The organism is Paenarthrobacter sp. TAF1 (genome assembly GCF_052113825.1).
GTDB lineage: Bacteria > Actinomycetota > Actinomycetes > Actinomycetales > Micrococcaceae > Arthrobacter > Arthrobacter nicotinovorans.
This window is the reverse complement of sequence record NZ_JBFRDO010000014.1, coordinates 85,967-99,138: the sequence shown is the minus strand read 5'-3', so window position 1 is coordinate 99,138 and position 13,172 is coordinate 85,967. Positions and strand designations below refer to the sequence as shown.

12 protein-coding genes are annotated in these 13,172 nt (G+C 63.1%); 2 read left to right on the top strand and 10 right to left on the bottom strand.

What is annotated here, in order from left to right; genetic code table 11:
- Positions 1-169: 169 nt before the first annotated feature.
- A complete protein-coding gene (locus AB4Y81_RS16715) occupies positions 170-868 on the bottom strand; it encodes a TrmH family RNA methyltransferase (RefSeq protein ID WP_441996292.1) in 699 nt (232 codons plus the stop codon).
- Positions 869-946: 78 nt separating this feature from the next.
- Positions 947-2,218 carry a hypothetical protein gene (locus AB4Y81_RS16710; protein ID WP_413307627.1) on the bottom strand — a complete coding sequence of 424 codons (1,272 nt, stop codon included), beginning with the start codon at positions 2,216-2,218 and terminating at the stop codon, positions 947-949.
- A gap of 297 nt (positions 2,219-2,515) precedes the next feature.
- Between AB4Y81_RS16710 and AB4Y81_RS16705 the strand changes: the two genes are divergently transcribed.
- Both AB4Y81_RS16705 and AB4Y81_RS16700 read left to right on the top strand, forming a co-directional pair.
- Positions 2,516-3,346, top strand: a complete 831-nt coding sequence (locus AB4Y81_RS16705) for an HAD-IIA family hydrolase (protein WP_110505386.1) — start codon at positions 2,516-2,518, stop codon at positions 3,344-3,346.
- Between the two features lie 12 nt (positions 3,347-3,358).
- Positions 3,359-4,060, top strand: a complete 702-nt coding sequence (locus AB4Y81_RS16700; RefSeq protein WP_189076698.1) for a tyrosine-protein phosphatase — start codon at positions 3,359-3,361, stop codon at positions 4,058-4,060.
- A gap of 14 nt (positions 4,061-4,074) precedes the next feature.
- On the opposite strand, the gene AB4Y81_RS16695 is transcribed toward AB4Y81_RS16700, so the two are convergent.
- The 8 genes from AB4Y81_RS16695 to manD form a co-directional block, all read right to left on the bottom strand.
- The gene (locus AB4Y81_RS16695; protein ID WP_039239485.1) at positions 4,075-5,199 is read right to left on the bottom strand and encodes a thioesterase domain-containing protein; all 1,125 of its coding nucleotides are present in this window, start codon (positions 5,197-5,199) and stop codon (positions 4,075-4,077) included.
- Positions 5,200-5,304: 105 nt separating this feature from the next.
- Positions 5,305-5,889, bottom strand: a complete 585-nt coding sequence (pyrE, locus tag AB4Y81_RS16690; protein ID WP_018779451.1) for an orotate phosphoribosyltransferase — start codon at positions 5,887-5,889, stop codon at positions 5,305-5,307.
- A gap of 10 nt (positions 5,890-5,899) precedes the next feature.
- Entirely contained in the window at positions 5,900-6,883 is a 984-nt protein-coding gene (locus tag AB4Y81_RS16685; RefSeq protein WP_039239484.1) for a LacI family DNA-binding transcriptional regulator, read from the bottom strand.
- A gap of 90 nt (positions 6,884-6,973) precedes the next feature.
- Positions 6,974-8,257, bottom strand: coding sequence for a multiple monosaccharide ABC transporter permease (gene mmsB, locus AB4Y81_RS16680; RefSeq protein ID WP_018779453.1), 1,284 nt, complete (start codon positions 8,255-8,257; stop codon positions 6,974-6,976).
- A 5-nt stretch (positions 8,258-8,262) separates the two neighbouring features.
- Positions 8,263-9,792, bottom strand: coding sequence for a multiple monosaccharide ABC transporter ATP-binding protein (mmsA, locus tag AB4Y81_RS16675; RefSeq protein WP_020608553.1), 1,530 nt, complete (start codon positions 9,790-9,792; stop codon positions 8,263-8,265).
- A 123-nt stretch (positions 9,793-9,915) separates the two neighbouring features.
- Positions 9,916-11,040 (bottom strand): multiple monosaccharide ABC transporter substrate-binding protein, encoded by a 1,125-nt coding sequence (gene chvE, locus AB4Y81_RS16670; RefSeq protein ID WP_026267409.1) that lies wholly within the window; start codon positions 11,038-11,040, stop codon positions 9,916-9,918.
- Positions 11,041-11,384: 344 nt separating this feature from the next.
- Positions 11,385-11,933, bottom strand: a complete 549-nt coding sequence (locus AB4Y81_RS16665; protein WP_416429985.1) for a gluconokinase — start codon at positions 11,931-11,933, stop codon at positions 11,385-11,387.
- Positions 11,923-13,152, bottom strand: a complete 1,230-nt coding sequence (gene manD, locus AB4Y81_RS16660) for a D-mannonate dehydratase ManD (protein WP_039239482.1) — start codon at positions 13,150-13,152, stop codon at positions 11,923-11,925. Before manD ends, AB4Y81_RS16665 begins: the two co-directional genes overlap by 11 nt.
- Between the last annotated feature and the right edge of the window lie 20 nt (positions 13,153-13,172).

Below are 13,172 nucleotides of genomic sequence, written 5' to 3'. Positions count from 1 at the left end.
CGGCAGCACTTCGTCCCGTGTCCTCACCCGCCAGCAAGTGCTCATACGCACACGCACGAACCGACCACGGCAACTTCTTGACCATGACACCCCTCCAACTACAGGGGTGTTGCACTAGCCACCTGAAGACGCCGCACCGGGACTGTCATTAAGTGCCACCTCGGGGAAGCTACGAAACCGGCTGTTGGAACACGTGGCGGCGCACCCACGCGTGCATGGCGATGGCCGCCGCGGAGGCCGCATTCATGGACCGGGTGGAGCCGAACTGCTCAATGGACAGGGTTGCGACGGCGGCATCGTGCACCTCAGGCGTGAGGCCGGGGCCTTCCTGCCCGAACACCAGGACGCAGTTCTTCGGGAGATCGTACGTTTCAAGCGGTACGGAATCCGGGAAGATGTCGATGCCGATCACGGCAAGCCCCTCCGCCTCGGCCCACTGGACGAAGTCCTCAACCGTGGGGTGGTGGCGGACGTGCTGGTAGCGGTCGGTGACCATGGCCCCGCGACGGTTCCACCGCCGTCGGCCAATAATGTGGACCTCCTTGGCGAGGAAGGCGTTGGCGGTCCGCACCACGGTGCCGATGTTGAGGTCATGCTGCCAGTTCTCAATGGCGATGTGGAAATCGTGCCGCTTCGAATCGAGGTCGGCGACAATAGCTTCGTGCTTCCAGTAGCGGTACTGGTCAACCACGTTGCGCCGGTCGCCGTCACGCAGGAGGTCCGGATCCCAGTGCTCGCCAACGGGCCACTCGCCTTCCCAGGGCCCGACGCCGACCTCCGCCTTCGCTTCGGCCTCGCCTTCTGCGGTGGTCCCCTCCGGGGATGCGGCAGGGGCGGGCAGGGCTGTGTTGGGGGGAAGGTCAGTCACCCCTCAACTTTAGCCCTGCCGTTTCCCCGCTTGGGCCCGTGCCCCGATTGAGCCCCTGGCCCGCTGAAGTGCGGGTTCCTAGCCCATCTTCCACTTGTTGATGCGGTAAGAGTTACCCAGCTGCTCGAAGAGACCCGGGTGCGCGTCCCAGTAGGTCTTGTGTCCGCTGACACCGAGCATCTGCGGAGTGCCCCATGGCGTCACGGAGAACAGGTTCACTGCCTGGATGGCCTCGCCGCGGGCGTTGGTGCAGGTGAATCCGACAACCACAGCCGCGCCACGACGGAACTCACGGATCTCCGGCATGGAGGTCTTGAAGTCCGAGGCGCACTTGTGGCCTACCAGGTTCTGCGGCAGTTCAGTGGTTGTCATGCCCTTGTACCGGGCCTCGATATCTTCCAGGGCCTTCTTGATTTCCGCCGGATCCTTGCCGAACTTGCCTTCCTCGGATTCAGCGAAGAAGGCATAGGCGAGCGCGATCCCGTCGCCGTCGGTCTCCACCGTGCCTTGGGCCTTCTTCTGGATCTCTTCGCCCGTGGTGGGGTCCTTGGTGATGCCGAATGATTCGTCGTGGGTCCACTCGGCCAAGTACTGGAAGGACGATTCGCCCGTGACCCATTTGCTGAACAACGGGTCGCCGTCCGCTGGAACGTTGCTGGGGCCCGCGAAGTTCTCCCATGCTGACGGCAGCGGGATGGCCCCGGCCGGGATGTCGGTGGACGCCGACGCGTCACCGGAAGGCTCAGCCTCAGCGGACGGATCCGCAGACGGCTCAGCGGCCGCATCCGACGCCTCGTCCGAGGACGTCACCGAAGGCGAAGGCGAGTCAACGGCAGTCGGCTTAGCCAGGGACGGAATCAACCAGGTGAACGCCACGACCAAGGCAATGATCACGACGACGGCGACACCGCCGAGGATCAGGAACAGGGACTTCCTGTTGTGGTCACCCGGGTTCTGGCCGGGTCCCGTTGGCTGGCCCGGGTAGGGGCCGCCGGGCGGTGGGAAACCCGGCTGGTTGGGGTTGCCAGGGTGGCCCGGGTAACCCGGCTGGTTGGGGTTGCCGTGCTGGGCCTGCTGCAAGGGGAAGGCCTGGGTGGGATCGTGCTGTGCAGGAAAAGCCTGCGTCGGAAAAGCCTGCGTCGGCGCGTCCTGCGGCTGGGCTGGCTGCGGCTGTGCTGGCTGCGGCTGGGCTGGCTGCGGCTGGCCTTGCTGCTGGGCCTCCGGCTGGTACATGGGCTGCGCTTGCCCGGGCTGGTACTGGCGGTACTGCTCTTTGCCCGTGTCGTAGCGTGGCTGCGGTACGCCGTCCGGATTGTAGGGAGGCTGGGGTACGCCGTTGTTGTTGCTCATGGCAAGGCCCTTTCACATGCTGTGGGCACCGGAACATCCTTGCGGACACAACCGGTGGTCTATCCGGAACGAGGGACCTGCTGAAGCGGACGGCGTGGTGCTCACCGTGTCGATCCCCCGACCCACGGTGCCGGCGCGCAGCCACCAGCGTAGTGCAGGACGTCGAGGACGGCACAAGTCAAAGCCGATATCCGCATGGGCAGAACTACCCACATAAGCAGAACTACGTGATGTCCGGCAGCCCGAATGATGAAAGACTGGGAAGCAGTGCATGAACAACCCCAGCCGGAGGCAAATATGGCAGAAGAAACCACGCCCCACCCGTCCACGTCGGTTTACCGTAATGGCCACGAGATCGAATGCTGGCTCACGGACATGGACGGCGTCCTCGTCCACGAAAACCAGGCCATCCCCGGCGCAGCCGAGCTCATCCAGCGCTGGGTGGATACGTCCAAGCGCTTCCTGGTGCTGACCAATAACTCCATCTTCACCCCGCGCGACCTCGCAGCCCGCCTTCGTGCGTCCGGCTTGGAAGTCCCCGAAGAGAACATCTGGACCTCCGCACTCGCCACAGCCCAGTTCCTCAAGGACCAGGTGCAGTCCTCCGATTCGGGCAACCGCGCGTACACCATCGGCGAGGCCGGCCTCACCACCGCCCTGCACGAAGCCGGATTCATCCTCACGGACACCGACCCCGATTTCGTGGTCCTCGGCGAAACCCGCACCTATTCCTTCGAAGCGATCACCATGGCCGTCCGCCACATCCTGGCCGGCGCCCGCTTCATCGCCACCAACCCGGACGCCACCGGCCCTTCCAAGGACGGTCCCATGCCCGCTACAGGTGCCATCGCGGCCATGATCACCAAGGCCACGGGCCGCGAACCGTACATCGTGGGCAAGCCGAACCCCATGATGTTCCGCTCCGCCATGAACCAGATCGATGCCCACTCGGAGACCACGGCCATGATCGGCGACCGCATGGACACGGACATCGTGGCCGGCATGGAAGCGGGCCTGCACACGGTCCTGGTGCTCAGCGGAATCACGCAGCGCGAGGAAATCGTGTCCTTCCCCTTCCGGCCCAACCAGATCCTGAATTCAGTGGCCGACCTGAAGAGCCAGATCTAAGAAGGAACCACCATGGCTGTGCTCAATCTGCGTCCCCTGGCCGGGGGACGGATTCTCAGGGGGAGCCAGCCGTTCGGCTTGGATGCCGCGGCAACGTCAGGGTTCCTGGTGGAACACGGCATCCAAGCCATCGTTGACCTGCGCAGCGAGCTGGAGCGCTCGCTGGTTCCGTGGTTGGTTCACGACGGCGGCGGCGGGCCGGCCGCTGCAGCCCCACCCGCCGTCGAACTCATCCATAACCCACTGGACCCCAACGCCATCGCGGGGTCGCTCCAAGCCGTGGAGACGGCCGAGGACCTGGGCGAGCTGTACCTCGGCTGGATCCGGCTGCGGCCCGAATGGGTGGCCGACGCCCTGCGACCCGTGGCGCGTGGCAAACGCACGCTGGTGCATTGCTCACTGGGCAAGGACCGGACCGGCGTGGTTTCCGCGGTCGGGCTCCTGGCAGCAGGCGGGACCGAGGACGACGTAGTAGCCGACTATGTGGCGACCACCGCCAACCTGCCGGACGTCCTGGAGGTCATGGCCGAAACATGGCGGCTCAGCGTCCCATCAACTCCGGCAGAGTATTTCAGCCCCGACCTCATGATCCTGCAGAGCCCGGAAGCTGCCATGCGGCACTTCCTGGCCGGATTCTCCAAGGAATTCGGCGATGTCGGCGGCTTCCTGCGTGAAGCGGGCCTCACCGCCGTCGAGGTTGAAGCGTTGCGCTGAACGCTCCAGCCACCTTACGCAGGCCTGATGATCTTCCCATTGGGCTCCTGGTACGACGGTTCCTCCGGTTCGGGCGGCAGGGGCAGGAGCTCATCCTGTACCTTTTCCAGCAATGGCCGGTATACGCCGGCGTTCCACTGCGGACTCGCGTGCGCCGGCCGTGCGCCCTCGGTACTCAGGGTGGGCAGGGCCATGTTGGCGCCGAAAACCTTGCTCCATCCCGCACGCGCCGATTCGTAGTCCACGGTGCCGTCCTTGGAGTTGCCCATGAACGCCATCTTGGCGCCGCCGATCTTGCCCGCGAACCGCAGCCCGTCAAAGTGGTAGATGTAGGCCGACTCTGTCTGGATCAGCACACTGGAAGGCGCGATGGGCGAAAGCTGTTCCATCGTCTGATCGAGGATCTGCCGCCACGTGCGCTCGTCCTTGTGAACCACGCGCTCCCCCAGCTCATAGCCCCCGCGCAGCACCGAAGGAATGCGGAAGCCGTTCTCATAAAGGAACACAACGCCGTCGAACCAGCTCTGGTCCAGGACATCTGCGCGGCTGAACGGACTCGAATCCAGGACGATCACCTGCGTTTCCACGCCATGGAGTTCCAGCAGGCGTGCAGCAACCTGGGTCGCGAGCATTCCGCCAAAGCTGTGACCGTAAAAGTACAGCTTCTCCAGTTCCAGCTCGCGGACATGCAGGATGATTGCGCGGACTACTTCATCGACGTCCAGGCCCAGATTGGAATATCCGACGGCGGCCAGGCGGCCGCGTTGGTGCAGTGCAGGACGCAGCGAGTTGAGGATCCACTGCGCTTCTTCCCAACTGGTTTTGTACCCGGGAAAGAGGATCCAACTGGCTTTGGGAAAGTACAGGTCCGAGTACGGATCCGGAACCCGAAGGATCTTGGTGGCCCGGCGCTCCGCCTGGACGCGCCTGGTGAATAGCATGTCCCCGGCCAGGGCTGCGGAAATGCCGGCGTAGGTCAGGAAATTACGGCGGGACGTCTTCTTGAGCCGGGCAGCGTAAGGCAGGATCCGGGCCCAGGAGCCCGGATCCCCCGCCGTTTCAGGTTCCGGAGTTACCGGCGCGGGAGGGTTTTCAGTCACCTCCGGCGGTGCCGGCAGCTTCCCTACTTGAACGTCCACGCAGCAAGCATAGGCTTCGGCGGCACTGCCTTACATCCCCGCAGTTTGCGCACAGCCGGTGCCCTTAGGATGTGCTCTTGCAATCAGTAACCGGACGGAATCTGTTTAGTCCAGGCCCAGTTCGTCCTTGCCGAAAGCGAAGAGGTACGGAACGCCGGTTTCGGCTTCGATCTTCTCTTTGGCACCGGTGTTGCGGTCCACGATCACAGCCACGGCCACCACGTTGCCGCCCGCCTTGCGGACACCTTCGACGGCGGTCAGCGCGGACCCGCCGGTGGTGGACGTGTCCTCGAGGACCACCACGTTGCGGCCTTCGACTGAGGGACCTTCCACCTGGCGGCCCATGCCGTAGGACTTCTGGGCTTTGCGGACGACGAAGGCGTCCACGGCACGGCCGGCGTCGGCAGCAGCGTGCATGACAGCGGTACCGACGGGGTCGGCACCCATGGTGAGTCCGCCTGCGCACTCAACCGCAACGCCGGCGTCGTCGATCATTGCCAACATGACCTGGCCTACCAGCTTGGAGGCCTCGTGGTGCAAGGTGATGCGGCGCAGGTCGATGTAGTAGTCCGCTTCCTTGCCGCTGGAGAGGATAACCTTGCCGCGGACCACCGCCAGCTCTTTGATGAGTTCAAGAAGGCGGGCACGGGCAGCAGCAGTGTCGACTGCAGGGAAACTGGTGGAAGTCATGGCTCCTAGTTTAGTGTGCCGGTGCAGCCGTGGTTGCCCTGATGACCAGGCGCGGATCCACGATCTGGTCCCGGGTTCCTGCTTTCCCCTCCAGCTGGTGCAGCATCTCTTCCATGGTTTTTCGCCCGAGTTCTTCGAAGTCCTGCTTGATGGTGGTCAAGGGAGGCATGAAGAACCCGGCCTCCGGCTGGTCGTCGTAGCCCACCACGCTGATATCGCCTGGTACGTGGCGGCCGGCTTCCTGGAGGGCGCGGAGGACTCCGACGGCCATCTGGTCATTCGCTACGAATACAGCGGTTACGGAGTCGTGGTCGATGAGTTCCCGTCCGGCCTGGTATCCGGATGCGGCATCCCAGGCACCCTGGAGCAGGACGCTCGCCTCGAGTCCGGCCGTGTCCATCGCCTCCCGCCAGCCCTCAATGCGCTCCGCGGCGTCGATCCAGTGCGTGGGCCCGGAAATGTGGGCGATGCTGCGATGCCCCAGCCCGATCAGGTGCTCCACGGCCAGCCTGGCTCCCAACCGCTGGTTGAGGGACGCTCCGGTGAGCTGGTTTCCCGCACCGGCGCCTACGGCCACGATCGGCACAGGGACTGAAACGTCATGCAAGGCCGCAAGGACATCGGGATGCGGAACCAGGATGACGATGCCGTCCACGGATTGGCTGCGGAAGTGGCCCATGGCGTCGTTGATACTGTCACTGGTCACTTCGCGAAGATTCGCGATGCTGACGAAGTACCCGGCTTCCCTGCCCGCCTGCTCGACTCCAAGCAACGTGTTCGCGGGCCCGAACTGTCCCGTTTCGCAGGCAAGGACACCAATGGTCCGCGACCTCCGCGTCACCAGGCTCCGTGCTGCGGTGTTCCGGCGATAGCCGAGGCGGGCTATCGCCGCTTCCACCCGTTGCCTGGTGTTGTGGCTGACGTTCGGATGGTTGTTCAGGACACGGGAAACCGTTTGGTGGGAAACCCCGGCCATTTTCGCCACATCCCCCATTACCGGGGGCCGGCTCGGTGAGTCGGGGGCGGCCCCGGGCAAAACCCGGGGCCGCAGTGTTGGCGGTTGCTCACCGCGTGGCATCAGATGCTACTTCGCGTCGACGCCCACAGGCTCCGCCGTGGAAGCGGGTGCCGCTTCGGCAGCTGGAGGCGTGGTCTTCCACTTGAACCGGCGGCCCATGGAGGAACCTCCGCCGGCACCGGTCCGGTTCTTGTTGAAGATGTCGAAGCCGACAGCCAGCAGGAGCACCAGGCCCTTGATGAGCTGCTGGTAATCAGTGCCCAGGCCGAGAATGGACATGCCGTTGTTCAGGACGCCCATGATCAGGCCACCGATCATGGCTCCTGCCACGGTGCCGATGCCGCCCTGGACAGCTGCGCCGCCGATGAACGCTGCAGCGATGGAGTCCAGCTCGAACCCGGTACCGCCGGCAGGCTGTGCCGAGTTCAGGCGGGCCGTGAAGACCAGGCCCGCCAGCGCGGCCAGGACGCCCATGTTGACGAAGAGCCGGAAGGTGACCTTCTTGGTCTTGATGCCGGACAGCTCGGCGGCGTGGAGGTTGCCGCCAATGGCATAGGTGTGGCGGCCAAAGATGCTGTTGCTCATCAGTGCCGAGTACAGGATCACAAGGACTGCCAGGACAACCAGGACAATCGGGGTTCCACGGTAGCTGGCCAGCAGGAAGGTGATGATGAGCATCAGGAGTGCGATGAAACCGTTCTTGACGGCGAACCACGCCATCGGTTCGTTCTCCAGGTTGAACTTGCGGCGCACCCGGCGTTCCTTCAAAGCCTGGAAAAGGATGGCTGCCGTACCGCCGACACCCAGGATCACGGTCAGCCACTCAAGGACGGACGTGCCACCGGAGATGTCCGGCAGGAAGCCGCCGCCCAGGGCGCGCAATTCGTTCGGGAACGGGGTGATCTGCTGGTTCTTGAGGGTAATCAGGGTCAGGCCACGGAAGATCAGCATGCCGGCAAGGGTGACGATGAATGCGGGGATACCAACGTAGGCAATCCAGTAACCCTGCCAGGCACCCACGAGGGCTCCCACCAGGAGGCACGCCGGGATGGCGAGCCACCAGGCCCAGCCCCAGTGCACGATCATCACACCGGCCACGGCGCCGATGAAGCCGGCAATCGAGCCGACGGAGAGGTCGATATGACCGGCAATAATGACCATCACCATGCCGATGGCAAGGATCAGGATATAGCTGTTCTGGACCACCAGGTTGGTGACGTTCTGGGGCTGAAGGAGGATGCCGTCGGTGAGGACCTGGAAGAGGATGACAATCAGGATCAGGGCGACGAAGATGCCAACCTGGCGGAGGCGGCTTGTGAGGAAGCCAAGGGATTCTCGTAGGGCGGACATGGTGGCTATTCCTTCTCTTGAGTCATGTAGTGCATGAGGGTTTCCTGGGTGGCTTCGGCGATGGGGACCTCGCCGGTGATGCGGCCCGCTGAGAGCGTGTAGATCCTGTCGCAGATGCCCAGGAGTTCCGGCAGTTCGGAGGAGATCACAATGACCGCTTTCCCCGAGGCCGCCAGCTCGGCGATGATCGTGTAGATCTCAAACTTGGCGCCCACATCGATCCCACGCGTGGGTTCGTCCAGGATGAGGACGTCGGGGTCGGAGAACATCCACTTGCTGAGCACCACCTTTTGCTGGTTCCCGCCGGAGAGCTTGCCCGTGATCGCAGCGACCGAAGGCGCTTTGATGTTCATGCTCTTGCGGTAATGGTTGGCCACCGTGGTTTCCTGGTTGCCGTCCACCCAACCGCGTTTGGCCAACTTGTTCAGGGCAGCCATGGAGATGTTCCGCTTGATGTCTTCAATCAGGTTCAGGCCGTAGTGCTTCCGGTCCTCGGTGGCGTACGCAATTCCGTGCTCGATTGCATCCGAAACCGTGGACGTGTTGATCTCCTGGCCGTACTTGTAAACCTTGCCGGAGACCGCACGGCCGTAGGTACGGCCGAAAACGCTCATCGCGAGCTCAGTCCTGCCCGCACCCATGAGGCCGGCCAACCCAACAACCTCACCCTTACGGACCGTCAGGTTGGCGTTGCTGACCACCATCCGCGAGTGGTCCTGTGGATGCTGGACCGTCCAATCCTCGATGCGGAGGACTTCTTCACCGATGTTTGGTGTCCGGTCCGGATACAGGCTTTCGAGATCGCGTCCCACCATGCCCCGGATGATGCGTTCCTGGGTGATCTGTCCCTGGTCCAGGCGCAGTGTCTCGATTGATTTGCCGTCGCGGATGATGGTGACGGCGTCGGCCACTTTGCGGATCTCGTTGAGTTTGTGGCTGATGATGATGCTGGTGACGCCCTGGCCTTTGAGGTGCAGGATGAGGTCCAGCAGGTGGTCCGAGTCTTCGTCGTTCAGCGCCGCCGTTGGCTCATCGAGGATGAGCAGCTTCACCTCCTTGGAGAGCGCCTTCGCGATCTCCACCAACTGCTGCTTACCCACGCTGATGTGCTGGATGGGCGTTACGGGATTCTCGCTGAGACCCACCCGGGCCAGCAGTTTGGCGGCCTCCAGGTTGGTCTTCCGCCAGTCCACCCAGCCGTTCTTCGCAAGCTCATTGCCCAGGTAGATGTTCTCGGCGATCGACAGATACGGGCTCAGGGCCAGTTCCTGGTGGATGATCACGATGCCGCGCTTCTCGCTGTCCGTGATGCTGGAAAATTCGCAGGGTTCGTTCTCGAACAGGATGTCGCCGTCGAAGGTGTTGTGCGCGTAGACGCCGGACAACACTTTCATGAGGGTGGATTTCCCGGCTCCGTTCTCACCACAAATGGCGTGAACCTCACCTCGGTTGACGTCCAGGGTGACGTCCTGAAGGGCTTTTACACCGGGGAAGGTCTTGGTGATTCCTCGCATTTGAAGAATGGGTACGTTCATCGTCAATTCCCGCTGACTGGTTGAAACTGGGCCGGGTCGAGGACTCGACAGGCACTGGGATGCTGTGGCCCCACCGCTGCGCGCTGCAACACAGGGCGGTGGGGCCACAGATTGGGGAGGTGGTTACTTGACGTCGGCTTCGGTGTAGTAGCCCGAGTCGATGAGTTCCTTCTTGTAGTTGTCCTTGGTGATGATGACTGACTTCAGAAGGTATGCCGGAACAACCTTGACCTTGTTGTTGTAGGTCTTGGTGTCGTTGGTTTCGGGCTCACTGCCCTTGAGTACGGCGTCTACCATTTTCACGGCCTGGGCGCCGAGCTGGCGGGTGTCCTTGAAGATGGTGGAGTACTGCTCGCCGGCGATGATGGACTTCACGGAACCCTTTTCAGCGTCCTGGCCGGTCACGACCGGGAGCTTTCCGGTGGAGTAACCGCCGGTGCTGGTAAGAGCGGAAATGATGCCGATGGACAGGCCGTCATACGGGGACAGCACGCCGTCGAGCTTGGTGCCGGAGCTGTAGGCGGAGGTGAGGATGTCTTCCATGCGCTTCTGGGCAACGGGTGCCTGCCAGCGGAGGATGGCTGCCTGCTCGAACTTGGTCTGGCCGCTGGGGACCTTCAAGGTGCCTGCATCCAGGTACGGCTTGAGGGTATCCATTGCGCCGGTCCAGAAGAAGTTGGCGTTGTTGTCATCCGGGCTGCCCGCGAACAATTCGACGTTGAACGGGCCCTTGCCCTCTACCTTCTTGCCGCTGGCATCAACGAGTCCCAGACCCGTCAGCAACGACGTGGCCTGCTGGACGCCCACGGTGTAGTTGTCGAACGTGGTGTAGTAGTCCACGTTCGGCGTTCCGTTGATGAGGCGGTCGTAAGCGATGACCTTGACGTTCTGTTCCTTGGCCTTGGCTAGGACGTCCGTCAGCGTGGTGCCATCGATGGCTGCGATGATGAGTGCCTTCGCACCCTTGGTCAGCATGTTCTCGATCTGGGAAACCTGCGTGGGGATGTCATCGTTGGCGAACTGCAGGTCCGTCTTGTAGCCGAGGTCCTTCAGGGATTTCTCAACATTGGCACCGTCTGCGATCCAACGCTCGGATGTCTGCGTCGGCATCGAAATGCCTACCAGCGAATCGCTGGGCTTTGCGGTGCTGGAAGACTCCGCCGCGCCTCCACGGCTGCCGCAGCCTGTGGCTCCGACGGTCAAGGTTAGGACGACCGCTACGGCGCCCAGGAGTTTTTTCAATCTCACGATGCTCTCCTTCCGCGGCAGCAGTGCCGCGAACTCTGATGCAGCCGGAGCATCTGCGCGTCCGGCACGGTGAAGCTGGATGTGGCCTGCGTGCTGGGGGCTGCACAAGCCATTGAAAAGGTATTGCGAATGCCATTGTGAACGCTAACAATACCCGGGGTCAAGTGCTGTAGATCACGAATTGGTTGCAGGCGGCGCCCCTTCGCCAAAGTCTTGATTTACAACGTTGTTAGCGTTCACAATGACCCGCGTCACTCTCCGGAACAACAAAACCCGGCACCGCCTGGTGGGCGATGCCGGGTTTGAGGTGTTGCTCCGCGGTGGCAGGGAAGGACAATGGCGATTCAGACGCGCTCCGTTGTTGGGGTATCCAGGCCAGCCAGCGCTGAGTCCACCTCATTCACGATGTCCTCGACGGGCTGTGCGATGTCCACCACTACCCCGGCTTCGTCATTCTGCAAGATTTCCAGCGTGGCCAGTTGGGAGTCCAGCAACGAAGGCGGCATGAAGTGCCCGGGCCGCGCCTTCATCCGGGCGTCCAGCAGTTCGCGCGTCCCTTGCAGGTGCACGAAGACCACGGACGGGTCGGCGCTGCGGATGATGTCCCGATAGGAGCGCTTTAGCGCGCTGCACGCGATGACAAGAGAAGATTCCGACGCCGGGAATCGCCTGCCGATCTCGGCCAGCCATGGTGCGCGGTCGTCGTCGTTCAGCGGGGTACCCGCTGCCATCTTGTCGATGTTCGCCTGCGGGTGCAGCGAATCGCCGTCGAGGAATCCAGCGCCGAGGCGTTCGGCGAGGGCCGCACCCACGGTGCTCTTTCCGCAGCCTGCGACGCCCATCACCACGATGTGGTGATAGGCGCTCGCACGGGACAGAGGTTTACCAGTCATGAACGGTGCCGTCCACGAGGCGGTTGTAGGGCAGGTAGGCCTGCTGGTACGGGAATGCGGCAGCGGCCTCCTCATTGAATTCGACGCCGATGCCGGGGTTGTCGCCGGGGTGCAGGTAGCCGTCCTTGAAGGTCATGGACTGCTGGAAGACCTCGTTGGTCTTGTCCGAGTGCTGCATGTATTCCTGGATGCCGTAGTTGTGGATGGCCAGGCCCACATGCAGCTGCGCGGCGAAGCCCACCGGGGAAATGTCCGTGGGGCCGTGGAAGCCGGACTTGATCTGGTACTGCGCAGCGAAGTCCATGACCTTCTTCAGCGGTGAGATGCCACCGAAGTGGGTGGAGGCCGCCCGCACGTAGTCGATCAGCTGTTCCTTGATGAGGGTCTGGTAGTCCCACACGGTATTGAAGATTTCGCCAATGGCCAGCGGGGTGGTGGTGTGCTGCCGGACCAGGCGCAGGCCTTCCTGGTTCTCGGCAGGAGTGCAGTCCTCCAGCCAGAAAAGGTCGTAAGGCTCCAGGGCCTTGCCGAGTTTGGCGGCCTGGATGGGGGTCATGCGGTGGTGGCCGTCGTGCAGCAGCGGGATTTCCGGACCGAACTCGTTGCGCACCGCTTCAAAAACGGTGGGCAGGTGGCGGAGGTACGCGCGGGTGTCCCAGTCCTCTTCCTGCGGGAAGGCACCGCGTCCGGCGGGCTCGTAGTCGTAACGCTCGCCAGAGGCTTGCGCCTGCGCGGCCACACCGTAGACGGCCTTGATACCGGGGATCGCGGTCTGGATACGGATGGACTTGTAGCCCAACTCCAAGTGCTCCCGGACCGAGTCGAACAGCGACGGAATGTCCGCCCCCGAAGCATGGCCGTAAGCGCGCAGCCCATTACGGGAAGCCCCGCCCAGCAGTTGGTAGACCGGCATCCCGGCGACCTTGCCCTTGATGTCCCACAGAGCCATGTCGACGGCGGCAATCGCCGCCATGGTGACGGGGCCACGGCGCCAGTAGGAGCTGCGGTACAGGAACTGCCAGGTGTCCTCGATCCGGTGCGGGTCCTTACCGATCAGAAGCTGCGCGACGTGTTCCTTCAGGTACGCGGCAACGGCGAGTTCACGGCCGTTGAGCGTCGCGTCCCCGATGCCCGTCACACCGTCCTCGGTGGTGATGCGCAGGGTGACGAAGTTGCGGGACGGGCTGGTCACGAAGACTTCAGCGGCAACGATTTTCATGGTGTGGCATTCCTTCCAAT